Source organism: Actinocorallia herbida (genome assembly GCF_003751225.1).
Lineage (GTDB): Bacteria > Actinomycetota > Actinomycetes > Streptosporangiales > Streptosporangiaceae > Actinocorallia > Actinocorallia herbida.
In genome coordinates this window covers 1651212-1675957 of record NZ_RJKE01000001.1, presented here as the reverse complement: position 1 = coordinate 1675957, position 24746 = coordinate 1651212, and the positions used below count along the sequence as shown (strand labels likewise).

The 24746-nt window shown below is 68.9% G+C and carries 17 protein-coding genes, 2 tRNA genes and 3 rRNA genes; 9 read left to right on the top strand and 13 right to left on the bottom strand.

What is annotated here, in order from left to right; all coding sequences use genetic code 11:
* Positions 1-40: 40 nt before the first annotated feature.
* The 3 genes from EDD29_RS07920 to EDD29_RS07910 are packed head-to-tail and all read right to left on the bottom strand — an operon-like array spanning position 41 to position 1937.
* A complete protein-coding gene (locus tag EDD29_RS07920) occupies positions 41-937 on the bottom strand; it encodes an NAD kinase (protein ID WP_123663752.1) in 897 nt (298 codons plus the stop codon).
* On the bottom strand, positions 934-1731 hold the full coding sequence (locus EDD29_RS07915) for a TlyA family RNA methyltransferase (protein WP_281281020.1): 798 nt from the start codon (positions 1729-1731) through the stop codon (positions 934-936). Before EDD29_RS07915 ends, EDD29_RS07920 begins: the two co-directional genes overlap by 4 nt.
* Before the next feature lie 5 nt (positions 1732-1736).
* Positions 1737-1937 (bottom strand): hypothetical protein, encoded by a 201-nt coding sequence (locus tag EDD29_RS07910; protein WP_148085898.1) that lies wholly within the window; start codon positions 1935-1937, stop codon positions 1737-1739.
* Between the two features lie 133 nt (positions 1938-2070).
* On the opposite strand from EDD29_RS07910, the gene EDD29_RS07905 reads away from it, so the two are divergent.
* On the top strand, positions 2071-2412 hold the full coding sequence (locus EDD29_RS07905) for an SCP2 sterol-binding domain-containing protein (RefSeq protein WP_123663746.1): 342 nt from the start codon (positions 2071-2073) through the stop codon (positions 2410-2412).
* Between the two features lie 19 nt (positions 2413-2431).
* Here the strand turns inward: EDD29_RS07905 and EDD29_RS07900 are convergent, their stop codons facing one another.
* Both EDD29_RS07900 and EDD29_RS07895 read right to left on the bottom strand, forming a co-directional pair.
* Positions 2432-3418, bottom strand: coding sequence for an HAD-IIA family hydrolase (locus EDD29_RS07900; RefSeq protein WP_123663744.1), 987 nt, complete (start codon positions 3416-3418; stop codon positions 2432-2434).
* Positions 3419-3425: 7 nt separating this feature from the next.
* Positions 3426-3851, bottom strand: coding sequence for a tetratricopeptide repeat protein (locus EDD29_RS07895; protein WP_246052586.1), 426 nt, complete (start codon positions 3849-3851; stop codon positions 3426-3428).
* A gap of 43 nt (positions 3852-3894) precedes the next feature.
* Here EDD29_RS07895 and EDD29_RS07890 point away from each other — a divergent pair, with 43 nt between their 5' ends.
* The gene (locus EDD29_RS07890; RefSeq protein WP_123663740.1) at positions 3895-5142 is read left to right on the top strand and encodes a DUF1015 domain-containing protein; all 1248 of its coding nucleotides are present in this window, start codon (positions 3895-3897) and stop codon (positions 5140-5142) included.
* Positions 5143-5192: 50 nt separating this feature from the next.
* Positions 5193-6110 (top strand): MBL fold metallo-hydrolase, encoded by a 918-nt coding sequence (locus tag EDD29_RS07885; protein ID WP_123663738.1) that lies wholly within the window; start codon positions 5193-5195, stop codon positions 6108-6110.
* On the opposite strand, the gene EDD29_RS07880 is transcribed toward EDD29_RS07885, so the two are convergent.
* A complete protein-coding gene (locus EDD29_RS07880; RefSeq protein ID WP_211359598.1) occupies positions 6100-7269 on the bottom strand; it encodes an alkaline phosphatase PhoX in 1170 nt (389 codons plus the stop codon). The two genes, EDD29_RS07885 and EDD29_RS07880, sit on opposite strands and share 11 nt — an antisense overlap.
* A gap of 1584 nt (positions 7270-8853) precedes the next feature.
* Positions 8854-9798 (bottom strand): hypothetical protein, encoded by a 945-nt coding sequence (locus tag EDD29_RS46725; RefSeq protein ID WP_246053755.1) that lies wholly within the window; start codon positions 9796-9798, stop codon positions 8854-8856.
* Here EDD29_RS46725 and EDD29_RS45305 point away from each other — a divergent pair.
* Positions 9787-11970: a hypothetical protein gene (locus EDD29_RS45305; RefSeq protein WP_170201218.1), complete on the top strand. Its 2184-nt coding sequence runs from the start codon at positions 9787-9789 to the stop codon at positions 11968-11970. The genes EDD29_RS46725 and EDD29_RS45305 overlap by 12 nt on opposite strands.
* Here EDD29_RS45305 and EDD29_RS07870 read toward each other — a convergent pair.
* From EDD29_RS07870 to EDD29_RS07845, 6 genes are all read right to left on the bottom strand, one after another.
* Positions 11937-12692 (bottom strand): MBL fold metallo-hydrolase, encoded by a 756-nt coding sequence (locus EDD29_RS07870; RefSeq protein WP_123663736.1) that lies wholly within the window; start codon positions 12690-12692, stop codon positions 11937-11939. The two genes, EDD29_RS45305 and EDD29_RS07870, sit on opposite strands and share 34 nt — an antisense overlap.
* A gap of 148 nt (positions 12693-12840) precedes the next feature.
* Positions 12841-12957 (bottom strand): 5S ribosomal RNA (gene rrf / locus EDD29_RS07865).
* 130 nt (positions 12958-13087) lie between these two features.
* Positions 13088-16196: ribosomal RNA gene (locus tag EDD29_RS07860) — 23S ribosomal RNA — on the bottom strand.
* 405 nt (positions 16197-16601) lie between these two features.
* Positions 16602-18112 (bottom strand): 16S ribosomal RNA (locus tag EDD29_RS07855).
* Together the 16S, 23S and 5S rRNA genes form the textbook arrangement of a ribosomal RNA operon.
* 568 nt (positions 18113-18680) lie before the next feature.
* Entirely contained in the window at positions 18681-19943 is a 1263-nt protein-coding gene (gene tyrS, locus EDD29_RS07850) for a tyrosine--tRNA ligase (protein WP_123663734.1), read from the bottom strand.
* A gap of 78 nt (positions 19944-20021) precedes the next feature.
* Positions 20022-20651, bottom strand: coding sequence for a DNA-3-methyladenine glycosylase (locus EDD29_RS07845; protein ID WP_123663732.1), 630 nt, complete (start codon positions 20649-20651; stop codon positions 20022-20024).
* A 247-nt stretch (positions 20652-20898) separates the two neighbouring features.
* Here EDD29_RS07845 and EDD29_RS07840 point away from each other — a divergent pair.
* The 5 genes from EDD29_RS07840 (at position 20899) to EDD29_RS07820 (ending at position 24707) form a co-directional block, all read left to right on the top strand.
* Positions 20899-20972, top strand: a tRNA-Leu gene (locus EDD29_RS07840).
* Positions 20973-20994: 22 nt separating this feature from the next.
* Positions 20995-21070, top strand: a tRNA-Leu gene (locus EDD29_RS07835).
* A 321-nt stretch (positions 21071-21391) separates the two neighbouring features.
* A complete protein-coding gene (locus EDD29_RS07830; protein WP_123663730.1) occupies positions 21392-22621 on the top strand; it encodes a PP2C family protein-serine/threonine phosphatase in 1230 nt (409 codons plus the stop codon).
* The gene (locus EDD29_RS07825; protein ID WP_123663728.1) at positions 22618-24249 is read left to right on the top strand and encodes a sensor histidine kinase; all 1632 of its coding nucleotides are present in this window, start codon (positions 22618-22620) and stop codon (positions 24247-24249) included. Before EDD29_RS07830 ends, EDD29_RS07825 begins: the two co-directional genes overlap by 4 nt.
* Positions 24246-24707: a response regulator gene (locus EDD29_RS07820; RefSeq protein WP_123663726.1), complete on the top strand. Its 462-nt coding sequence runs from the start codon at positions 24246-24248 to the stop codon at positions 24705-24707. The genes EDD29_RS07825 and EDD29_RS07820 overlap by 4 nt, the downstream gene beginning before the upstream one ends.
* Positions 24708-24746: the final 39 nt, after the last annotated feature.

The following is a 24746-nucleotide window of genomic DNA, read 5'->3' as shown; positions in this document are numbered from 1 at the left end:
GACACCTCATCCGCTCATGCCGCATCCGTCCGGGGACAGATTATCGCTCCTGTGTGCGAACGCGCCCCCGCCAGCCGGCCACCGGAAGACCGAACTTCGTCACCAGCCGGTCGGTGAACGGCGTCAGGTGCAGCCGCGCCAGGCGTACGGGCACGTCACTGCGCCGCACCTCGACGCGGGAACCCGGCGGCAGATCGACGGTCCTTCGGCCGTCGCACCACAGGACCGCGCCCTCGTTCTCGTGCGTCACCTCCACCGCCACCGTCGACGACGGGGAGACCACCAGCGGCCGGGCGAACAGGGCGTGCGCGCTGATCGGCACGACGAGCATCGCCTCCACCTCCGGCCACACCACGGGGCCGCCCGCGGAGAACGCGTAGGCGGTCGAGCCCGTCGGGGTCGCGCAGACCACCCCGTCGGCGCCCCAGTGGGACAGCGGACGGCCGTCGATCCCGACGACGAGCTGGAGCAGCTTCTCGCGCGCCAGCTTCTCCACCGACGCCTCGTTCAGCGCCCACGTCTTGTGCTCGCTGCCGTCCACCCGCACGGTGACGTCGATCGCCATCCGCTCCTCGACCTCGTACTCCCGGCTGACGGCACGGCTCGCCACCACCGCGAGGTCCGCCCGCTCGGCCTCGGCGAGGAAGCCGACGTGCCCGAGGTTCACGCCGAGCACCGGCGTGCCCGTGTGCCGGGTCAGCTCCGCCGCGCGCAGCAGGGTGCCGTCGCCGCCGAGCACGATGACCAGCTCGGCGCCCGCGGTCGCGGCGGGCTCGGCGGGGAACTCCTCGACCCCGGAGCAGCCGATGTCCTTGGCCTCGCCCTCCAGCACCCGGACGTTGATCCCCGCGTCGGCGAGCCGCCGGATGAGCAGCTGCGCGCTGGTCACCGCGCCGGGGCGGCCGGTATGGGCCATGATCAGTACCGAGCGGGTCATGCGGGTCCCTCCGCGACGGCCCGGGCGAGGTCCTCTTCGGCGAGCGGGGGCGCCCCCGCCTTCAGCCACAGGAAGTACTCGACGTTGCCCGCGGGACCGGGCAGCGGGCTCGCCACGACGCCCGAGACGCCGAGGCCGAGGGTCGCGGCGTAGGCGGCCACTTCCCGGACGGCGTCCTTGCGGACCTCGGGATCGCGCACCACACCTCCCTGGCCCACCCGGGCCTTGCCCACCTCGAACTGCGGCTTCACCATCATCACGTAGTCGGCGTCCGGCGCGGCGCACGCCTGGATCGGCGCGAGCACCTTCGTCAGGGAGATGAACGACAGGTCGCCGACGATCAGGCTCGGCGGCTCCCCCACGTGCTCGGGCGTCATGTCGCGGATGTTCAGCCGCTCCACGACCGTCACCCGCTCGTCCGTGCGCAGCGACCAGGCGATCTGCCCGTACCCGACGTCCACCGCGACCACGTGGGCGGCGCCCGCGCGCAGCAGCACGTCGGTGAAGCCGCCCGTGGAGGCGCCCGCGTCCAGCGCCCTGCGCCCCGTCACGTCCAGGCCGGGCAGGCCCGCGAGGGCGCCCGCGAGCTTGTGCCCGCCGCGCGAGACGTACTCGGGGCCCTCCTCGGACTCCTCGACCACGAGCGCCGCCGAGGGCTCCACCTGCGTCGCGGCCTTCGTCGCCACCTGGCCGGCCACCTTGACCCGGCCCGCGGTGATCAGCTGCCCCGCGTGCTCGCGCGACCTGGCGAGCTTGCGCCGCACCAGCTCGGCGTCGAGCCTGCGGCGGGCCACGGGGCTCATCGCGCCTCCCGCGTCTCGTCCGAGGCCGCCAGGATCTCCTGGAGGCCCGCGTGGACCCGTTCGAAGACCGCGACGTGCCCGCCGACGGGCAGCGCGTCCAGCCCGTCGAGCCCGGCCAGCACCGCGGTGACCCCGGCCTCGCCCCGGTCCTCCCGGGGGGCCGTACCCTGCATCTCCCCGCCCATCCCAGCGCCCATCCACTCAAGTCGGCAGGTCGGGCCGTGTGCGACCCGATCGTCTTCCGGCGTGCCGCGGTTCGCGCGGACCACATGAGGAACGCTACCGTCCTGTGACGACACAGACGTCGACGGAAGCGGGGAATCGTCAGTCATGGCCACGGAGCAGGAGTGCGTGGACGCGCTGGACGTACTGGCCCGGAAGCTCGGCGAGGTCGACCCCGCCAAGTGGGCCGAGCACGCGGTGAACCGCTCGGTGAGCTGCCAGGTCAGCGACCTCGGCCTGTCGTACGCCACCCGCATAACCCCGACCGGGCTCGCGCCGTTCGAACCGACCGGGGACCCGCGCGCCGCCCAGGTCAGGCTGACGATGAAGTCCGCCGACCTGCTCGATCTCGCCGCCGACAAGGTCAGCCCCGCCAAGGCGTGGGCCACCGGCCGCCTCAAGATCGAGGCGAGCGTCCTCGACCTGATCCGCCTGCGCAAGATCCTCTGACCCGCCGGCCCGCCCGGCCCTAGGCGAGGCCCAGTACGTCCAGCGCGCCGCGCACCGCCTCGGGGGCGGCGGGCTCCGGCGCGCGCCACGCCGCGGCCGCGAGCGCGCGCAGACCGTGCCACGGATCACCCTCCCCCGACAGCGCGACGGCCCCGCCGTCCCAGGCCGCCGTCCACCCCGCGCACGCGTAGCGGCCGCCGTCCTCGACGACCCCGGGGTGGTCGACGAGCAGGCCGGTGAGATCCGGGGCCAGGTACGTCGCCCGGTGGCGGGGCTCCGCGGTGAGCGCCATGAGCGGGTCGGTCACGCCGGTGAAGACGAGCAGGCTGTCCGCGCCGCCGTTGACGGCGCCTTCTATGTCGGTGTCCAGGCGGTCGCCCACGACGAGGGGCCTTTCGGCACCCGTCCGCAGGATGCTCTCGCGGTGCAGGGAGATCTCCGGCTTCCCGGTGACGATCGGGGCGACGCCCGTCGCGTTCTCGATCACCTTGACGAGGGAGCCGTTGCCCGGCCGGTTCGGGCCATAAGGCGCGGAGATCGTCAGGTCCCCGTTGGAGGCGACGAACAGGGCCCCGTCCAGGACGGCCTGGGCTCCCTGCGCGATGAGCCCGTAAGACAGGTCCGGGGTGAAGCCCTGCACCACGGCCTCGGGCTTCTCGGCGAAGGTGGAGACCGGCCTCAGCCCGTACGCGTAGAGCGCGTGACGCAGCGCCGTACCGCCGACCACCAGCACCTTCGCCCCCGGGGACAGCCTTTCCGACAGAAGGCGCGCCGCCGCCTGCGACGAGGTCACCACGTCCGCCTCCCGGGTCGGGATGCCCAGGCCCGTCAGCAGCTCCGCCACCGCGCTCGGCGTGCGCGAGGCGTTGTTCGTCACATAGGCGAGCCGCATCCCTTGCGCCCGCGCCTTCGCCAGGGAGTCCGCGGCGTTCTCGATCGGGTGGTGGCCCCGGTAGACGACCCCGTCGAGGTCGAGCAGGGCGACGTCATAAGAGTCGATCAGCATGCGGGGGTCATCTCCGGGAGTCGAGGGTCGCGCGGACATGCCGCAGGGCTGAGGCGTAGTCCTTGTTCTCCGGCCGCATGGCGACGGCCAGCGCCAGATGCTCGGCCGCGGCGTGGAACAGGCCCATCCGGCTCAGCGACAGGCCGAGGCCGAAGAGGGCGAAGTCCTCCGCCGGATTCTCCTCGATGATCGAGCGGAAGCAGTCGGCGGCCTCCTCGTAGTGCCGGGCGCCGAACAGGGCCCGGCCCAGGGCTTCGCGGATGCTGGGAGACTGCGGCTCGGCTTCCGCCGCACGGGAGAGCAGCTGCACCGCAGCGGCGGGGCTGCCCGAGGAGAGCAGCTTCAGTCCCCGCGAGTACAGGTCGTAGACGTCCTCCCCGCCTCCCTCTTGCGTCCGGCGGGAATCCCTGTTCTCTCCTGAACTTTGAACCAACGTGTGCACCTCCGATACGCGTCTCTCCGTACCATGCCCCAGCATGGACGGATTCGACCTTCGCCAGGGCCTCGTCCTGGCCCCGATCCACGGTGTGCGGTACACCCCGCCCGAGGGCGGGAGCCTTGCGGCCGTCACCTGTCCACCGTACGACCTCATCGACGACGAGGAGCTCTCCCGGCTCCGGGCCGCCGACTCGCGGAACATCGTCCGGCTCACGCTTCCCGACGGGGACTACGCGGGCGCGGAACGCCTCCTCGCGGAGTGGCTTTCGACGGGCGTCCTGTCGGTCGACCCTTCGCCCGCCCTGTACGTCTACGAACGCGACGGCGACGGTGAGCTGCAACGCGGCCTCATCGGCGCGGTCGGGCTGCGGGACGAGTCCGAGGGCGTGATCCTGCCGCACGAGGACGTCTATCCGGGCCCCGTCCAGGACAGGCTCGCGCTCATGGAGGCCACCCGGGCCCACCTGGAGCCGATCCTCCTCACCTACGAGGGGGGCGGGCCCGCCAGTGAGGCCGTCGACGAGACCGCGGACACCGCCGAGCCCGTCCTGGACATCGTCTCCCCGTCGGGGACGCGGTACCGGCTGTGGCGGCTGGAGGACACCGCGCGGGTCGCGGCGGACCTGCGCGACCGCCGCGCGCTCATCGCCGACGGCCACCACAGGTACGCCGCCTACCGGGCCTACCAGGAGCGCCGCGAGGGCGCCGGGCCGTGGGACTTCGGGCTCGCCCTGCTGGTGGACTCCCTGCGCTACCCGCCCCGGCTCGGCGCGATCCACCGGGTCCTGCCGGGGCTCGACCCCCTGGAGGCCGCCGAGACGGCCCGTGCGGCCTTCACCGTCGCCGAGGCGGGCGGAGACCTCCGCGAGGCGCTCGTGGCGCTGGAGCGGGCCGCTGACGGCCTCCTGCTGGCCGGCGCCGACCGGTTCTGGCTGCTGACCGACCCGGACCCCGTCCGGTTGGCGGAGGCGTTCCCCGCCGGGCACTCGGCGCGCTGGAAGGCCCTGAACACGGCGGTCCTCGACGGCCTGCTCATCCGCGGGCTCTGGAAGATCGCCCCCGACGAGCACACCGTCCAGGTCGTGCACGACGACGCCGCGCACGCCGTCGCCAGGGCCGCGCAGCTCGGCGGGACCGCGGTCGTCCTGAAGCCGCTGACCGTGCCCGCGGTGATGGCGCTGGCCGCGGGGGGCGAGCGGGTGCCGCGCAAGTCGACCTCGTTCGGGCCGAAGCCGCGCACGGGCCTGGTGATGCGCCTCCTGGGCTCCCCCGCCGAGGCGGGGTGAGGGCGTGCCTTTACATTGTAGATCACAGGCTCGCCGGGTTACCGTGGGCCATGGCCAACCTGATCACCCCGCTCGGGAACGACGTCTACGAGATCGACACCCAGATGGCCGGGCACACCGGGATCACCGCCGGGTACCTCGTCCTCGGCGACCGGCCCTGCCTCATCGAGCCCGGCACGTCGGGGTCCGCCCCGGTCGTCCGGGACGCGCTCGACGCGCTCGGCGTCGCCGCGGCCGACCTCGCCTCCGTCGTCGTCACCCACATCCACCTCGACCACGCGGGCGGCGTAGGGGACATCGCCGAGATGTACCCGCAGGCCGAGGTCGTCGTGCACGAGAAGGGCGCCCGCCACCTCGCCTCCCCCGAACGGCTCGTCCGGAGCGCCCGCATGGTGTTCGGCGAAGCCTTCGACCGGCTCTTCGGCGGCCTCAAGCCGACGGAGGCGTCCCGGATAAGGACCGTCGACGAGACGGGCGTCGTGGACCTCGGCGGAGGGCGGCGCCTGGAGAGCCACTACTCACCGGGCCACGCGAAGCACCACGTCGGCCTATTGGACTCCCTCACCGGCGACCTCTACGTCGGCGACGCGGCGGGCATCTACATCCCCGAGACCGCCGAGATCAGGCCCGCCACCCCGCCGCCGGACTTCGACCTCGACACCGCGCTCGCCTCCCTCGGCCGCTTCCGCGCCCTCCAGCCGACCCGCCTGCTGTTCGCCCACTACGGGCCCGTGACGGACGTCCCCCTCACCCTCGACAGGTCCGAGGAGGAACTCCGGCTCTGGGTCGAGACCGTGCGGCTGGCCAAGGACGCCGACCTCGATCTCGACCACGCCGTCGCGATGGTCGTCGAACGCACCGCCGGGCGCTACAAGGCGCTCGACGACCCCGCCCTGCGCGAGAAGCACGCGGTCCTCAACGACGTCCGCTCGAACGTCGCCGGGATCATGCACTCGCTCAGCTCCTGAACGGCCCCGTCACCTCGAACGTCACGCCGCCCGTGCCGAGGACGACCCCGGTCGTGCCGCGCTGGGACGAGAAGTACAGGCGCGACCCGTCCGGGGAGAACGCCGGGCCGGTGATCTCCGAGCCCGTGTGCCCCTCCAGCTGGAGGAACGGCGTGACGACGCCCTCGCGGGTGATCACGTTGATCTGGAGGTCGCCGCCGTCCTCGGCGACGTACAGGTCGCCGCCGGACGTCCCGGTGATGTTGTCGACGCCGGTGAGGGGCGCGGTGCCCGTCGTGACCAGGTCGTCGTCGTAGGCGATCTCCAGCACCGACGTAGCCGCGTCGTAAGCCCAGACACGGTTGTCGCCCTTGGTGGTGAAGTAGCAGACGTCTCCGGCGTAGTGGCAGCCCTCGCCGCCGGTGAACCGCAGCGCGCCGGCCACCTGGTTCCGGGTCGGCGTCAGCCACAGCTGCGGGTTCGGCACCTTCTGCCACGTGACGGGGCCGGGACCGGTGCCGACCAGGACCTCGAGGGTGCCCTTGGACAGGTCCCCCCAGGTCGTCGGAAGGAAGCGGTAGAAGCAGCCGTCGGTCTGGTCCTCCGTCAGGTAGACGACCTTCCGGACGGGATCGGCCGCCGCCGCCTCGTGCTTGAACCTCCCCATCGCGGGCCGCGACTTCGCCGCGTTCACCCCCTTCGGGTCGGTCTCGTAGACCATCCCGAGGTCGTACTCCTCACACGACAGCCAGGTCCCCCAGGGCGTCGCGCCGCCCGCGCAGTTGACCTGGGTCAGGTTCAGGATCCGGTACGCGCCCGTGATGGACCCGTCCGCGGCGAACCTCACCGCGGACGCGCCGCCGACGACCGGCACCTCGGAGTTGCTGACGTAGATCCAGCCCTCCCCGTCCGGGAAGCACGCCCCGCCGTCCGGCGCCGCGTGCCACACGTACCCCGTGCCCCCCACCGCCTGCATCGACCGGGCCACCACCCGGCTCGTGAACCCGGCGGGCAACCGCACCCCGTTCGCGTCCGCGCCCGCCGGCCCCCCGTACGGCCCGGCCCCCGGCTGCGCGGGCACCGCCCCCGCCGCCGCCTGCCACAATCCCCCGCTGACCGCGACGGCCCCGCCCCCGACCACCGCCCCGCGCAGAAACCCGCGCCGCCCGATCCCGCCCATCAGAACCGCCTCCACTCCTCGAAGTAACCCCGCACACCCGACCATCGACAATCCACCGCAAACCACAACGGCCCCATGAACATCACCCCAACTCCCCGCCCGGTCAACCCCCACCCCTGACCACAACCCGCCACAAACCCACAGGACCCCTCGGCCCCTCCCACCCGAGCACGCCCTACCTGCGACTCGGCACCCGAGAAGCGCGCCCGGTCCCCGCGTCGCACGAGCCCCGCTCCGCTCCGCAGGCCCCGGCCCGCTCCCACGCCTGGACGGAACGCACCCGGTCCGTCGCCCGCGGAGCAGGATTCGCGGTGACGCCAGGGCCCGTCCGCATGGGCGGACCCTCCGTCCCGCCGAGCACTCCCTCGGCTCGAGCGCCCGCTGCCACGAGCGTGTCGTTGGCGCGAGCCGCACCCGCGTCACTTTGCCGCGCACCGGGCCCGTATCCCAACGAACGGTCGTTCCGCCCGTTGCGACCGGAACAGGCTTCCTGCGTGGCGTCCGGGCCCCCTGTACGAGGTGAGCCCTCCGTCCCTCGGGTCGAGCGACCGCCCCTACGAGCGTGTCGGTGGTGCGAGCCACGCCCGCGACGTCCCGCCGAGCGCCGGCCCCGCATCCGGACGAACGGTCGTTCGCCCATTGCGACCGGAGCGGGCTTCCCCGGTGGCGTCCGAGCCGCCTGTACGAGGTGAGCCCTCCGTCCCTCGGGTCGAGCGACCGCTCCTATGAGCGTGTCGGTTCGAGCCGCGCCCGCGACGTCCCGCCGGGCCCGTATCCGGACGAACGGCCGTTCGCCCGTTGCGGGTGGAGCGGGGTTCCCGGGTGGCGTCCGGGTCGTCCTCATGGGGGGCGGTCGTTCGCCTGTGCGTCGTCCTGGGCGGAGAGTCCACTCCCACGGGTGCTTCGCGCGTTCCGAGCGGTACCGGGAGCGCGCTTGTCCTGCGCCGCCTACCGTTCCCGTATTCGCGTCTCGGAAGAGGTGGGGCCGGGCCGTTGCGGCCTGGGCAGGATTTCGAGGGGGCCGGGCTGCTCGCATTGGTGGGCACGTAGTCCCCGCGCGGTGGTGCCGTGCGAGCCTTGTGCGTGCCGGGCCGCATGTCCCGGGGCTGGAGCCCTCGCTCTCGGCGAAGGGGTACGGGCCGTTGGGGGCGGGCGGGGCCTCTTGGTCACGGGAGGATCGCTCGCCCGGGTGAGCAGGTCGTCCCGGCGGTGCCCGTGCCGCTTCGCGCAGGCCCAGGAGTGCCGGGGCGGGCCCGTTCCGTGCTTCTCGTCGCGCCCGGACTCGGAGAAGGCGGGGGCTGTGGGGTCGACGGGGATTTCGACGGCCTCGCGGACCCCGCGCCCGGACGGGTCCGGGCCCGGGTCGTCGGGGGACTGCGTCTCGCGGGCGCGGTCCGGGCACCCCGGACCGCGGGAGTGCGCCTTCTTCGCGCGTTCTCCGGGTCGGAAGCACCTGTGGCCGTCGGGATCACCCCCACCGGGCTTCTCGCCGGTTGTGGTGGAGCGGGGTTGTTCCTGGGGGTTCGGGGGGCTTCGCGGGTGGGAGTGAAGAAGCCCGGCGCGGGAGCGCCGGGCTTCTCGGGGTCACTCGGAGTCGCGGGGCGGGGTGGCGGCTCCGTCGGAGGCGGGCGGGGCGGGGGCCTCGGCGGCCTCGTCCTCCTCCTCGTCCGGGAGCTCGTCCTCGTCCTCGTCGTCCTCGTCTTCTAGATCGTCGTCCTCGTCCTCGTCCTCGTCCTCGTCGAATTCGTCGTCCTCGTCTTCTTCGAGGTCTTCGTCGTCTTCTTCGAGGTCGTCCTCGGCGTCGAGGTCTTCATCCTCGTCGTCGTAGTCCTCTTCGTCGTCTTCGTCCTCTTCGTCCTCGGCGAGCGGGGCGGAGGGGGCCGCCTGGAAGGACGGAATGAAGGGGGAGGATTCGGTGGTGTCGGACGGCTCGTCGTTGTCGCCGGTGTCGATGATGTGGAGGCCGTCGAGTTCCGCGTAACGCTCGGCGGCGTCGGTCTCCTCGTCGCGGTCGGCGGCGGCGGCGCGCAGGAACCAGTCCTTGGCGTCGTCGGCGCGGTCGGCGGCGACGAGCGCGTCGGCGTAGGCGTAGAACAGCCGGGCCGACCACGGGCGCAGCCTGCGGTCCTTCAGCTCGGGGATCTGGAGCGCGATCACCGCGGCGTCGACGTCGCCGAGGTCGCGGCGCGCGCCGGACTCGACGATGTGCAGCTCGATCCGCTCCTCGCGCGGAAGCGACGAGGCCTCCTTGGACCTGGCGATCTCCAGCGCCTTCTCCGGACGGCCGAGGCCGCGCTCGCAGTCGGCGAGGACCGGCAGGTAGAGGTCCTCACGGCCGGGCAGGCGGCGGGCCGCCCTCAGCTCCGACAGCGCCTCGGACCACTCGCCCGCGTGGTAGGCGGCCAGGCCGCATGCCTCGCGGACCACGCCGACCCGGCTCGCCAGGCGGCGCGCGGTCTTGGCGTGCCGGTAGGCGGCCTCCGGGTCCTCGTCCACGAGGGTGCCGGCCGCCACCAGGTGCCGGGCCACGAGCTTCGCCAGATCCTTGGGCAGCGTCCTGAGCTCCTCGCGGGCCAGGTCGTCGAGTTCGTCGCCGGTGATCTCCTCGGGGAGTTCCGGGTCGTCGTAGGAGGTGCGGCCGGGCTCGCGGTCCTCGCGGGCGCCGTAGCCGCCGCGCGCCTGCCGCTCCTCGCGCCGATCGGTGAACCGCTCTTCGGAGGTGCGCTCGTCATCGGGGCGGAAACCGCCGCGCCGAGCGTCCTTGCCGGTGAAGGGACGGCGTTCGCCACCCTGCCCACGGTCCTCGCGCGGCCGGAACTCACGCCGCTCACCGCGGTCGTCACGGCGGAACCCGCCACCCTGGGGACGGTCCTCACGGGGACGGAACTCGCGGCGCTCACCGCGGTCGTCCTTACGGAAGCCACCGCCCTGGGGACGGTCGTCCCGACGGAACCCGCCACCCTGCGGACGGTCATCGCGGGGGCGGAAGCCCCCGCCACCCTGACCACGGTCGTCCTTACGGAAACCGCCACCCTGAGGACGGTCCTCACGGGGACGGAACTCACGGCGCTCACCGCGATCGTCCTTACGGAAGCCACCGCCCTGCGGCCGGTCCTCACGCGGGCGGAAACCGCCGCCACCCTGGGGACGGTCCTCACGCGGGCGGAACTCACGGCGCTCACCACGGTCGTCCCGACGGAACCCGCCACCCTGCGGACGGTCCTCACGCGGGCGGAAACCGCCACCGCCCTGACCACGATCGTCACGGGGACGGAACTCACGGCGCTCACCGCGGTCGTCCTTACGGAAGCCACCGCCCTGCGGCCGGTCCTCGCGCGGACGGAAACCTTCGCCGCCCTGGCCCCTGTCGTCCTTACGGAAACCGCCGCCCTGGGGGCGGTCGTCCCGCTTGAAGTCACGTCGCTCGCCGCCCTGGGGACGGTCGTCACGGGGACGGAACTCGCGGCGCTCGCCACGGTCGTCCCGACGGAACCCGCCACCCTGAGGACGGTCGTCCCGACGGAACCCGCCGCCCTGAGGACGGTCCTCACGGGGACGGAAACCCCCGCCACCCTGACCACGGTCGTCCTTACGGAAACCGCCACCCTGGGGACGGTCCTCGCGCGGGCGGAAACCGCCGCCACCCTGACCACGATCGTCACGGGGACGGAACTCGCGGCGCTCACCGCGGTCGTCCTTACGGAAGCCACCGCCCTGGGGACGGTCGTCCCGACGGAAACCGCCACCCTGCGGACGGTCCTCACGCGGACGGAACTCACGTCGCTCGCCACGGTCGTCCCGGGGGCGGAACTCACGCGAGCCGCGCTCGTCGTCGCGGCGGAAGCCGCCGCCCTGGCCGCGGTCATCGCGGGGACGGAAGCCGCCGCCGCCCTGACCACGGTCGTCCTTACGGAACCCGCCACCCTGCGGACGGTCCTCACGACGGAAACCACCGCCCTGCGGACGGTCCTCACGGGGACGGAAACCCCCGCCGCCCTGACCACGGTCGTCCTTACGGAAGCCGCCGCCCTGGGGACGGTCGTCACGGGGACGGAACTCGCGGCGCTCACCGCGGTCGTCCTTACGGAAGCCACCGCCCTGAGGTCGGTCGTCGCGGCGGAAACCGCCGCCGCCCTGGCCCCTGTCGTCCTTACGGAAACCGCCACCCTGGGGGCGGTCGTCACGCGCGCCGAACGGCCGTCCCGCGGGCGGCTTGCCGCCTCCCCGGCCCTGCCCGGCTCCACCCTTCCCCTGCCGCGGCGCGCCGGCCTTGCCGCCCGGCTTCACCGACTTGCGAGATGCGCCCGGCTTGCGCCCGGCCTGACCGCCCTTGCGGTCGCCGTTCGCACCCTGACCCTGACGTCCCTCGCGGTTGTCGCCGCGACCATCCTCTTCCTTCACCACTACATGGTAGACGGAACACGACACGCCCCAGACGCCGAACGCCCCACCCCGAAACCCGCACCAAGGCAAACCCGTGTCAAAGTCCGCCCCATCGGAGCGCCTTCCTCCTCCTTTTTCGCGATCTTTATCCGCCCCCAGCAACTCCCCCTTATCCGGCTATTTGCCGCCACCTCACCTCATTTCTCAATAATGATCATCCGTCATCGGCTCACCGCACAGGTCGATGCGGCCCTCCCGCACCGCCTGGGGCCGCCACAGGCCCCTCAGACGTCGAACACCGTCCCCGGCGCCGCATAGGCCACCGGGCCTTCGAAACGGCCGGCCGCCCGCACCACGGCGTCCTCAGGATCGACGAACCGGCTCACATGCGTGACGACCAGCCGACCCGCCCCCGCCGCGTGAGCGGTCTCACCCGCTTCCTCCGGGGTGTGGTGCACCGCACGCTCCCCCTCGGCGGGAGGGCGCGCGCTGTCCGCCTCGCAGAGCAGCAGGTCGCAGCCCGCGGCGAACCGCGACAGCGCCGCGCACGGCGCGGAGTCCCCCGAATAGACCAGGCTCCGGCCCGCCTCCTCGACCCGCAGCGCGAACGCCGGCATCCCGTGCTCGACCGTCCCGCTCCCCAGCGTCAGCCCGCCGAGCTCCACCCGATGCCCGTCCACCAGCTCCGTGACGGCGAAGGCCCGCTCGACGGGACTTCGCACCGGCCCGTTCGTAAGAAAACCGGCCAACCGGTCGGCGACCCCCGGCGGCCCGAACAACGGAACCGGCGCCGCCAACCGCACATCGGCATAGAGCAGCCCGTAGTAGGCGGTCAGCAGATCCGCACAATGATCGGCGTGCAGATGGGACACCCACACCGCATCGACCTCGTCCAACCGCGCCTGCCGCTGCAACGCCCCCAACGTCCCCGTCCCGGCGTCCACCCACACCCGGACGCCTCCGCCTTCCACCAGATACCCCGAGCACGGATTCTCCGCCGTGGGATAAGGCGTCGCACTTCCCAGAACCGTCAGGCGCATACACGTATTCTGCCCCGGCTCGGCCGAGCGGCGATTCAGCAAGCGCCCGCTCCGACACCCGGATGGAGACCGACGGGGCCGGAAGGGGCCGGCTCCGAAAATGCGGAAAGGCCCCGAACCTGTGGTTCGGGGCCTTTCCTCACAACAATTGCGGCGGTGTCCTACTCTCCCACACAGTCTCCCGTGCAGTACCATCGGCGCTGGAGGGCTTAACTTCCGGGTTCGAGATGGGACCGGGTGTTTCCCCTCCGCCATAACCGCCGCAAGCCTCAGCTCGCGGACACAAACGGTCAGCGAAAGTATTCTCTTATTTGTGTTGCGGTTCGGCCGGCTGTTTTCCGGGAACCGCACAGGGACGCGAGCACACATGTTACGTCTTGCAGCATGGATGTGTTGTAGGCAAGTCACTCGGCCTATTAGTACCGGTCGACTCCACACCTTGCAGTGCTTCCATCTCCGGCCTATCAACCCAATAGTCTGTTGGGGGCCTTACCCACCGTAAGGTGGAGGGAGTCCTCATCTAGAGGCAGGTTTCCCGCTTAGATGCTTTCAGCGGTTATCCCTTCCGAACGTAGCCAACCAGCCGTGCCCTTGGCAGAACAACTGGCACACCAGAGGTCCGTCCGTCCCGGTCCTCTCGTACTAGGGACAGATCCTCGCAAGACTCCTACGCGCGCAGCGGATAGGGACCGAACTGTCTCGCGACGTTCTAAACCCAGCTCGCGTGCCGCTTTAATGGGCGAACAGCCCAACCCTTGGGACCTACTCCAGCCCCAGGATGCGACGAGCCGACATCGAGGTGCCAAACCATCCCGTCGATATGGACTCTTGGGGAAGATCAGCCTGTTATCCCCGGGGTACCTTTTAGCCGTTGAGCGACACCACTTCCACACGTAGGTGCCGGATCACTAGGCCCAGCTTTCGCTCCTGCTCGACCCGTCGGTCTCACAGTCAAGCTCCCTTGTGCCCTTGCACTCGCCACCTGATTACCAACCAGGCTGAGGGAACCTTTGGGCGCCTCCGTTACTCTTTGGGAGGCAACCGCCCCAGTTAAACTACCCACCAGGCACTGTCCCCCACCCCGATAAGGGGCGCGGGTTAGACATTCGAAACAACCAGAGTGGTATTTCACCAATGACTCCACCCGAACTAGCGTCCGGACTTCACAGTCTCCCACCTATCCTACACAAGCCATTCCAAACACCAATGCCAAGCTATAGTGAAGGTCCCGGGGTCTTTCCGTCCTGCTGCGCGTAACGAGCATCTTTACTCGTAGTGCAATTTCGCCGGGCCTGTGGTTGAGACAGCGGGGAAGTCGTTACGCCATTCGTGCAGGTCGGAACTTACCCGACAAGGAATTTCGCTACCTTAGGATGGTTATAGTTACCACCGCCGTTTACCGGCGCTTAGATTCTCAGCTTCGACCCTCACGGGTCTAACCGGTCCTCTTAACGTTCCGGCACCGGGCAGGCGTCAGTCCGTATACAGCGTCTTACGACTTCGCACGGACCTGTGTTTTTAGTAAACAGTCGCTTCCCCCTGGTATCTGCGACCCCGAACAGCTCAAGGAGCAAGTCCCATCACCATTCAAGGCCCCCCTTCTCCCAAAGTTACGGGGGCAATTTGCCGAGTTCCTTAACCACAGTTCACCCGATCGCCTTGGTATTCTCTACCTGACCACCTGAGTCGGTTTGGGGTACGGGCCGCCGGTACACTCACTAGAGGCTTTTCTCGGCAGCATGGGATCACTCACTTCGCCTAAAACGGCTCGGCATCAGATCTCAGGCACATGAGAGACGGATTTGCCTATCCCTCGCCCTACATCCTTACCCCGGGACAACCATCGCCCGGGCTGAGCTACCCTCCTGCGTCACCCCATCGCTCACCTACTACAGAATCGGATCCCAGACTCCCCGACACCAACTTCACCCGAAGGATCCGCTGGGCGGCTTGCGTGGTTAGCATCAACTGGTTCAGCGTTGGCGCGTACCAGCGGGTACGGGAATATCAACCCGTTGTCCATCGATTACGCCTGTCGGCCTCACCTTAGGTCCCGACTTACCCTGGGCGGATTAGCCTGCCCCAGGAACCCTTGGTCATCCGGCGGAGCAGTTTCTCACTGCTCATTCGCTACTCATGCCTGCATTCTCACTCGTACAGCCTCCACCACTAGCTCACGCTGCGGCTTCACCGGCTGCACGACGCTCCCCTACCCAACCAGCCATAAGACTGATTGCCACGACTTCGGCGGTGTGCTTGAGCCCCGCTACATTGTCGGCGCGGAATCACTTGACCAGTGAGCTATTACGCACTCTTTCAAGGGTGGCTGCTTCTAAGCCAACCTCCTGGTTGTCATCGCAACTCCACATCCTTTCCCACTTAGCACACGCTTAGGGGCCTTAGTCGATGATCTGGGCTGTTTCCCTCTCGACTACGAACCTTATCGCCCGCAGTCTCACTGCCGTACTCTCACTCACCGGCATTCGGAGTTTGGCTGACGTCAGTAACCTTGTAGGGCCCATCGGCCATCCAGTAGCTCTACCTCCGGCGAGAAACATACGACGCTGCACCTAAATGCATTTCGGGGAGAACCAGCTATCACGGAGTTTGATTGGCCTTTCACCCCTAACCACAGGTCATCCCCCAGGTTTTCAACCCTGGTGGGTTCGGTCCTCCACACCGTCTTACCGGCGCTTCAACCTGCCCATGGCTAGATCACTCCGCTTCGGGTCTACAGCATGCGACTAAAGTTCGCCCTATTCAGACTCGCTTTCGCTACGGCTCCCCCACACGGGTTAACCTCGCCACACACCATAACTCGCAGGCTCATTCTTCAAAAGGCACGCCATCACGGACAGCAGCAAAAGCCACTGGAGACGCTCTGACGGCTTGTAGGCACACGGTTTCAGGTACTATTTCACGACCCCTCACCGGGGCACTTTTCATCTTTCCCTCACGGTACTTGTCCGCTATCGGTCATCAGGGAGTATTCAGCCTTACCACGTGGTCGTGGCAGATTCACACGGAATTTCACGGGCTCCGTGCTACTCGGGAACACACCCAAGAGACCTCGCAATTTCGTCTACCGGACTCTCACCGTCTACGGTCGGCCTTCCCATGCCGTTCGACTACCACGAGATTTTGTAACTCTTTGCTACCCCAGCGGAGGCAACGGGATGGTCCCACAACCCCGACCGTGCAACGCCCGCCGGCTATCACACACGATCGGTTTAGGCTCTTCCGCTTTCGCTCACCACTACTCACGGAATCACTATTGTTTTCTCTTCCTGCGGGTACTGAGATGTTTCACTTCCCCGCGTTCCCACCAACCTGCCTATACATTCAGCAGGCGGCGACACCCCATGAAAGGTGCCAGGTTTCCCCATTCGGAAATCCCCGGATCAAAGTCTGGTTGCCGACTCCCCGAGGCATATCGCAGGCTCCCACGTCCTTCATCGGCTCCTGATGCCAAGACATCCACCGTATGCCCTTAAAAACTTGACCAAACACAATTGGCCCATACCAAGACATAGATGTGAACTGAAAAACTCTGCAGACGCCGAACCCCAACGGGTCCGGCAACAGATATTTCAGGCTCTTAATTGCTTAAGATGCTCGCGTCCACTGTGCAGTTCTCAAAAAACAGACGGCTACCAGGCATCCGAAGAGAAACACTCTCTTCATCGGCCTGGCCCGTGTGATACCGAAGAAAACGGTCGCCCGTTTCTTCAGGACCCAACAGCGTGCTCGACCAGTCCAGACCCTCAGAACACCCCGTTCCACTCCCCGAGGGGAAGTACTTGTTGTGTGACGACCTGGTCTGGCCGAATAGTCAGTGCTCCACGAACTAACGAGCAGCTCTATCTGCCGGACCTTGTGGCCCGGTCTGTTTGAGCTCGTGCTCCTTAGAAAGGAGGTGATCCAGCCGCACCTTCCGGTACGGCTACCTTGTTACGACTTCGTCCCAATCGCCGGCCCCACCTTCGACCGCTCCCTCCCTTGCGGGTTGGGCCACGGGCTTCGGGTGTTGCTGACTTTCGTGACGTGACGGGCGGTGTGTACAAGGCCCGGGAACGTATTCACCGCAGCGTTGCTGATCTGCGATTACTAGCGACTCCGACTTCATGGGGTCGAGTTGCAGACCCCAATCCGAACTGAGACCGGCTTTAAGGGATTCGCTCCACCTTGCGGTATCGCAGCCCTCTGTACCGGCCATTGTAGCATGTTTGCAGCCCAAGACATAAGGGGCATGATGACTTGACGTCATCCCCACCTTCCTCCGAGTTGACCCCGGCAGTCTCCCATGAGTCCCCACCATTACGTGCTGGCAACATGGAACGAGGGTTGCGCTCGTTGCGGGACTTAACCCAACATCTCACGACACGAGCTGACGACAGCCATGCACCACCTGTCACCGGCCCAAAAGGACCCCGCATCTCTGCGAGTTTTCCGGCGATGTCAAGCCTTGGTAAGGTTCTTCGCGTTGCGTCGAATTAAGCAACATGCTCCGCCGCTTGTGCGGGCCCCCGTCAATTCCTTTGAGTTTTAGCCTTGCGGCCGTACTCCCCAGGCGGGGCGCTTAATGCGTTAGCTGCGGCGCGGAAACCGTGGAAGGTCCCCACACCTAGCGCCCAACGTTTACGGCGTGGACTACCAGGGTATCTAATCCTGTTCGCTCCCCACGCTTTCGCTCCTCAGCGTCAGTACAGGCCCAGAGAACCGCCTTCGCCACCGGTGTTCCTCCCGATATCTGCGCATTTCACCGCTACACCGGGAATTCCGTTCTCCCCTACCTGCCTCTAGCCTGCCCGTATCGGATGCAGACCCACGGTTAAGCCGTGGGCTTTCACACCCGACGCGACAAGCCGCCTACGAGCTCTTTACGCCCAATAATTCCGGACAACGCTTGCGCCCTACGTATTACCGCGGCTGCTGGCACGTAGTTAGCCGGCGCTTCTTCTGCAGGTACCGTCTTGATTCGTCCCTGCTGAAAGCGGTTTACAACCCGAAGGCCGTCATCCCGCACGCGGCGTCGCTGCATCAGGGTTTCCCCCATTGTGCAATATTCCCCACTGCTGCCTCCCGTAGGAGTCTGGGCCGTGTCTCAGTCCCAGTGTGGCCGGTCGCCCTCTCAGGCCGGCTACCCGTCGTCGCCTTGGTGGGCCACTACCCCACCAACAAGCTGATAGGCCGCGAGCCCATCCCCAACCGAAAAACTTTCCACACCAACCCATGCGAATCGGTGTCGTATCCGGTATTAGACCCAGTTTCCCGGGCTTATCCCAGAGTCGGGGGCAGGTTGCTCACGTGTTACTCACCCGTTCGCCGCTCGAGTACCCCGAAGGGCCTTTCCGCTCGACTTGCATGTGTTAAGCACGCCGCCAGCGTTCGTCCTGAGCCAGGATCAAACTCTCCATTAAGGTCAAAACGACCCCCACCGAAGCAGGAGCCAAACCTTGTGGTGTTGAAACTGGCAAGAACAAGGTCTTGGCTGACCTTGTCGATTGCCTCAAAGAAATCCTCAGACGAGGATGACCAGAACCGAAGTCCTGGCCTAATTTGGCACTGACTTTTAGCACGCTGTTGAGTTCTCAAGAAACGGACCCGCTCCGACGTTCACCCTTTCGGGCTTCTTTCTCGGCGGTTTCTCTAGCTTAGCAGGCCCTCGGAGTGCTTCGTTCGTCTCCGGGTGAACCGTGAAGTTCGAGAGGTTTCGTCCCCGGGGCCGGCCGCTTTCGCGTCCCGCTCCCCTCGGGGCAGGTAGAACATTACGGCGAGCCCTCGACAACGTCAAATCGACGTTACATCCGGGCGAAACGCCTGCTCATGTGCGTGTTCGTACGCGTCGACCTGCCCGAGACGCCTCCCGTACAAACCGGATGTGACCGGCATCTCCCATTCCTTGACGCAAGCATGGGAAAGGCCCGTACCTCACGGATGTGCGGTACGGGCCTTTCCCATGTCGTACAGATCTGGCGAAATCGCAGGTCAGCCCACGATGACGCTGCCGAGCGTGCGCTTGCCGCGGCGCAGCACGAGGAACCTGCCGTGCAGCAGATCCGCGGTCTCGGGGACCGCCTCCTCGCCCGCCACCTTCACGTTGTTCAGGTACGCCCCGCCCTGCTTGATCGCACGCCGGGCCTCGGACTTGCTCGCGCAGAGCCCCGAGGCGACGAGGAGGTCCGCCACCGAAGGCAGCTCTCCCGCCGGCACCTCGGCCTTCGGCGTCTCGGCCAGGGCCGCCGTGAGGGTCGCCTCATCCAGCTCTTCGAGCCCGCCCTGCCCGAACAGGGCCGCCGACGCGGCGATGACCTTCGCGGTCTCCTCCGCGCCGTGCACCAGGGTCGTCAGCTCCTCGGCCAGGGCGCGCTGCCCGATCCGGGCGGCCGGCCTGTCCGCGGACTGCTTCTCCAGCTCCTCGATCTCCGCACGGGAGCGGAAGCTGAACGTGCGCAGCAGCTTGCCCACCTCGCCGTCCTCGACGTTCACCCAGTACTGGAAGAACGCGTACGGGGACGTCAGCTCGGGGTCGAGCCAGATGGCCCCGCCGGCGGTCTTGCCGTACTTGGTGCCGTCCGGCTTGGTCAGCAGCGGGGTGGAGATCGCGTGCACATGGTGCCCGGTCGACCTGCGGATGAGATCCGCGCCCGCCGTGAGATTCCCCCACTGGTCGCTGCCTCCGCTCTGCAGGACGCAGCCGTAGCGCCGGTGCAGCTCCAGGAAGTCCATGCTCTGCAGGAGCTGGTAGGAGAACTCGGTGTAGGACAGTCCGCTCTCCAGCCGGGAGGCGACGACCTCTCTCGCGAGCATCTTGTTCACCGGGAAGTGCTTGCCGACGTCCCGCAGGAAGTCGATCACGGTCATGCCGCCGGTCCAGTCGAGGTTGTTGACCATCCGCGCGCCGTTCTCGCCCTCGAAGGACAGGAACCGCGACACCTGGCCCTTGATCCGCTCGACCCAGCCCGCGACGACGTCCTGGGAGTTGAGCTGCCGCTCCGCCGAGCGCCCGCTGGGGTCGCCGATGAGGCCGGTGGCCCCGCCGACGAGCGCGAGCGGCTTGTGGCCCGCGTCCTGGATCCTGCGCATGGTGAGCAACTGGACGAGGTTGCCGACGTGCAGGCTCGGCGCCGTGGGGTCGAAGCCGCAGTAATACGTGACGGGCCCGGCCGAGAGGGCTTGGCGCAGCTCCTCGAGGTCGGTGGTCTGGGCCAGGAGGCCTCGCCACTGCAGCTCGTCCACGATGTCGGTCAACGGTCTTCCATTCTCTGTTCGAACCGGTCCCTTGCGGGTCCAGGGTGCCCGATGAAGGCTCCTCGGTGGTAATCCTTATCAGCGCGCGCGGGTCCGCGGAGTGTGGCGCCGGTAGATCGAGACGCTCGGCTCCCCTTCGAGCCAGAACCTCCAGGGCGTGTCGTGGGCGGAAGACACCCCCACGCGGGGCCCCGACCTTACGGAGCCCCCGCCGCCACCGCCCTCACCCGCGCTGATCTCCAGCTCTCCGGGAACGCAGACGTCGAGCCCGTTCTGCGCCCTGTCTATCGCGAGCGCCCGGCAGAGCCGGGCAGGACCGCGAGCGAGGTCTCGAACGGACGACTTCGGCCGCCGCCGCAAGGCGAGCTCCTGCCCTTCGACGACCTCCCCCGCCCGCAGCAGCACCGCGGAAGCCGTCCCCTCCGGCCCGCACACGAGGTTCATGCAGAAGTGCATCCCGTAGGTGAAGTACACGTAGCAGTGCCCCGGTTCCCCCCACATGACCGCGTTCCTCGGCGTCCTGCCTCGATACGAGTGCGACGCCGGGTCCTCGCCCCCCGCGTACGCCTCGACCTCCGTGAGCCTGACGGCGACGGCTCCTTCCTCCGTCGTCCGCGTGAGCACACACCCGAGGAGGCCCCGCGCCACCTCGGTGACCTCCCGGTCGAAGAACCCGCGCGCCAGCGGAATCCGCCCCAACACCCTCATCCCTTCACTCGCCCGTCCCGACTCTATGCCGCGCCGGAAAACCTGTTGTCGGCCTCCGGACCGGTGATCTACCTTCGAGGCACGGCGAGGCCGAGGGGCCCGCCGACCACGCGGAGAGGAGCCGATGTGTCCGCACTGCCGACCTTGATCAAGGCCCTTCCGCTGCTGCTTTCCGCTGCCCTGGCCTGACGCCTTCGCGGCGTCCCCTTTCGGCACGCTCTCCGGCGTCGGCACGGCCGATCGCCGCGCGTCCGTACCCCAACAGGCAGAGGGACCACGTTGAGGACGTGGATGTTGCCGGTTCGACTCCGGCCGGACGCACTCGGCGGGTCTCCCGCCCCACGCTGCTCTAGCCCAACGGCAGAGGCGCCGCGCTCAGAACGCGGAGGTTCCGGGTTCGAATCCCGGGAGCAGCACCACCCTTCCTTCGGACGGACGTCCTCCCGCCGTCCGTGCAGAGCCGACGCGACGACATCGAGCGACGGATGCGCGCGTGGGCATGGCGAATCGGGACATCGCCCCCCGAAGGTCAATGCCGACCAAGAAGCACGTGAGGGAGAAGAGCGCCCCCGACCGGTCCCTGCGCGGCGCCCTCCGCGCCGCCTCCAGTGGTCTCTCCGCGGGCCGGTCGAGGGGTGGGGATCCCGTAAGCTCGGGCGGAGTCGCCTTCGAAGGGTTGTTCGGCTGGTGGGCCGGGTGGGCGGCGCGGAGAGGTATTGGGCCTGGAGGAAGGACGGCCGATGTCCCCCGAACACGGCTCGGTGTCCGTGGGTGCGCCGCGGAGCGAGGCGGTGCCTGATCTGCTGGAGCCCGCGGGCTCGGTGGACGTGCTGCTGGTGGAGGACGACCCCGGGGACGCGGTCCTGGTCGAAGGGCTGCTCGAAGAGTCCGGGCTGGACGCGCGGCTCACGTGGGTGCGGTCGCTGGCGGAGGCGCGCGAGCGGCTGGCCAAGCCGGACGAGCCCGACTGCGTGCTGCTCGATCTTCATCTGGGCGACGCCCAGGGGGTGAGCGCGGTCGCCCGGCTGCTGGAGGTCGCGCCGGGGGCGGCGGTGGTGGTGCTGACCGGGCTGTCGGAGGCGCGGGCCGGGCTCGCCGCGGTCGCCGCGGGCGCCCAGGACTATGTGGCCAAGGGCCAGGTCGACCCTGACGGGCTGGGCCGGATCATCCGGTACGCGGTGCAGCGGCGCCAGGTCCAGCGGGCCGCGGCCCAGTTGCAGGCGCAGCGGATCCGGGCCGAGGAGAACTCGCGGCTGGAGCGGGGGCTGCTGCCGCGGCCGCTGGTGACGGACCCGCTGGTCGAGGTCGTCAGCCGGTATAGGCCGGGACGTGCCTATTCGCTACTCGGCGGCGACTTCTTCGACGTCGTAGAGGCCGACGACGGTGTGCACGCCATCATCGGCGACGTGTCCGGGCACGGCCCGGCCGAGGCCGCCTTGGGGGTGTGCCTTCGCGTCGCGTGGCGTTCGCTGATCCTCTCCGGAGTGCGCGGGACGCGCCTGCTCGGTCTGCTGGAGGAACTGCTCGACGCCGAGAGGGCCGAGCTCGAGACGTTCGTCACGGCGACGACCGTGACGCTGCCCGCGGGCGAGTCCGCCGCGCGGGTGGCGCGCGCGGGCCACCACGGCCTGCTGCTGCACGCGCCGGGAAAGGTCACCTGGTACGAGCCGGAAGGCGGGCTCGCCCTCGGCATGGTCCCCGGCCTGGAGACGTGGACGGAGCACACCGTCCCGCTCGACGACCGGACGGGCGTCGCGCTCTTCACCGACGGCCTGTTCGAGGGCCGTGTCTCCGACGAAGGGCACAGGCTCGACATCTCCGGCCTCCTGGACCTCGCCCGGACCCATGCCGGGCTCGAGAGCGCCGCCTTCGTGGACGCCCTGATCGCGGGCGGCGAGGAGGCGTCCGCGCCCTACGGCGGCCTCGCCGACGACGTCGCGGTCCTCTACCTGAGACGGAGCCCTTCGTGAGTCCCCGCAACCGCGCCCCCAGGGAACGCCCTCGCGGCCTGACGGTGCCGGGTTCGTTCGGCCTGGCGCTGGCCCTGCTCGGCGTGCTCGTGGTGGTCGCCGCCTTCTTCGTCCAGTCGATGCTGGAGCGGACGACGACGGTGAGCAACCACCTGTCCGACCGGATCATGCCCGCGCACATCGAGGCGGCCCGCCTGGAGTCGGCGCTGCTCAACCAGGAGACGGGCATCCGGGGCTACGCGCTGACGGGCGACGAAAGGTTCCTCGAGCCCTACGACTCGGGCCAGGACCTGGAGCAGAAGGCGACCGCCGAGCTGCGCCGCCTCCTCAGCGACGAGCCGGCGCTCATGTCCGACATGGAGGCGGTCGTGCAGGCCGCGAACGTGTGGCGGCAGACCTATGCCGAGCCGCTCCTCGCGCGCATCCACGCCGGGACCGAGCCGTCCCGCGGTCAGGACAGCGCGAAGGGCAAGGCGGCCTTCGACGCCGTCCGGCAGGCCTGGATCGCCCAGGGGGCCCATCTGGAGCGGGCCCGCACCGAGGCGCGCGCGGACCTCGAGGACTCCCGGATGGTGCGGGACGCGGCCCTGCTGGCCGCGGTCTTCATCATCGTGCTCGTCGGGGTGATGCTGGCGCTGCTGATCCAGCTCACGGTGGTCCGGCCGCTCGGCAAGCTGCGGCTGGCCTCCCGGCGCGCGGCCGAGGGCGACTTCAGCAGCCCGATCCCCTGCCACGGCCCGGCCGACGTGCGGGAGGTCGGCCAGACCGTCGAGGCGATGCGGGCGCGCATCGTCCAGGAGCTCGACGCCGCGAAGGACCGGGAGAAACTGCTGGTCCAGCAGGCGATCGACCTGGATTCCCAGGCGGTCGAGCTGCGCCGCTCCAACGCCGAGCTCGAGCAGTTCGCCTACGTGGCGAGCCACGACCTCCAGGAGCCGCTGCGCAAGGTCGCGTCGTTCTGCCAGATGCTGGAGCGCCGCTACCACGACCAGCTCGACGACCGGGGCCGCCAGTACATCGAGTTCGCCACCGACGGCGCGAAGCGGATGCAGGTGCTGATCAGCGACCTGCTGACGTTCTCGCGGGTCGGCCGGATGAACAGCCACCGCAGGGTGCTCGGGCTCGACGAGGCGCTGGACCGGGCGGTGGCCAACCTCGGCGGCGCGATCGCCGACGCCGGAGCCGAGATCGACCGGCCCGCGAAGCTGCCCGAGCTGACCGGCGACCCGACCCTGCTGTCGATGCTGTGGCAGAACCTCATCGGCAACGCGCTCAAGTTCCGCAGGCCCGACGAGGCCCCGTGCGTCCGGATAGAGTGCGCGGAGCAGGGTCCGGGCCTGTGGCGGTGCACCGTGACCGACAACGGCATCGGCATCCCCGCCGAGTACGCCGAGAAGGTCTTCGTGATCTTCCAGCGGCTGCACACCCGCGACGCCTACGAGGGCACGGGCATCGGCCTCGCCCTGTGCAAGAAGATCGTCGAGTACCACGGCGGCGAGATCTGGCTGGACACCGAGTACACCGACGGCAGCCGGGTGCACTTCACCCTCGCCGACAGCCCGGTCCCGGCCCCGGCGCTCGCGCCGGACGACGACCGCACCGAGACCGTCAAGGAGACGACCCCGTGATCACCCCCGCCGTCGAGCCCATCGAGGTCCTGCTCGTCGAGGACGACCCCGGCGACGAGCTGATGACCCGGGAGGCGTTCGAGACCAACAAGATCGGCAACCGGCTGCACGTCGTGCGGGACGGGGCCGAGGCACTGGACTTCCTGTTCCGGCAGGGCGACCACGCCGGCGCCGTCCGCCCCGACCTGATCCTCCTCGACCTCAACCTGCCCAAGCGCGACGGGCGGGAGGTGCTGGAGCAGATCAAGACGAATCCGGACCTCGCCGCGATCCCCGTCGTCGTCCTCACGACCTCCTCGGCCGAGGAGGACATCCTGCGCAGCTACCACCTGCACGCCAACGCCTATGTCACCAAGCCGGTCGACTTCGACCAGTTCATCGCCGCGATCCACAAGATCGACGAGTTCTTCGTGACCGTCGTCAAGCTCCCCCGGAACGCCCGCGCCGACGAGTTGTGACCGGGGCCCCGCCCGCGCGGGGCCCCGGTGCGCGCGGAG

Excerpts from the sequence above, each read along its gene's own strand:
- EDD29_RS07920 (WP_123663752.1), bottom strand. The coding sequence starts at position 937 with ATGACCCGCTCGGTACTGATCATGGCCCATACCGGCCGCCCCGGCGCG.
- EDD29_RS07910 (WP_148085898.1), bottom strand. The coding sequence starts at position 1,937 with ATGGGCGCTGGGATGGGCGGGGAGATGCAGGGTACGGCCCCCCGGGAG.
- EDD29_RS07905 (WP_123663746.1), top strand. The coding sequence starts at position 2,071 with ATGGCCACGGAGCAGGAGTGCGTGGACGCGCTGGACGTACTGGCCCGG.
- EDD29_RS07900 (WP_123663744.1), bottom strand. The coding sequence starts at position 3,418 with ATGCTGATCGACTCTTATGACGTCGCCCTGCTCGACCTCGACGGGGTC.
- EDD29_RS07890 (WP_123663740.1), top strand. The coding sequence starts at position 3,895 with ATGGACGGATTCGACCTTCGCCAGGGCCTCGTCCTGGCCCCGATCCAC.
- EDD29_RS07885 (WP_123663738.1), top strand. The coding sequence starts at position 5,193 with ATGGCCAACCTGATCACCCCGCTCGGGAACGACGTCTACGAGATCGAC.
- EDD29_RS07880 (WP_211359598.1), bottom strand. The coding sequence starts at position 7,269 with ATGGGCGGGATCGGGCGGCGCGGGTTTCTGCGCGGGGCGGTGGTCGGG.
- EDD29_RS07870 (WP_123663736.1), bottom strand. The coding sequence starts at position 12,692 with ATGCGCCTGACGGTTCTGGGAAGTGCGACGCCTTATCCCACGGCGGAG.
- EDD29_RS07845 (WP_123663732.1), bottom strand. The coding sequence starts at position 20,651 with ATGAGGGTGTTGGGGCGGATTCCGCTGGCGCGCGGGTTCTTCGACCGG.
- EDD29_RS07830 (WP_123663730.1), top strand. The coding sequence starts at position 21,392 with ATGTCCCCCGAACACGGCTCGGTGTCCGTGGGTGCGCCGCGGAGCGAG.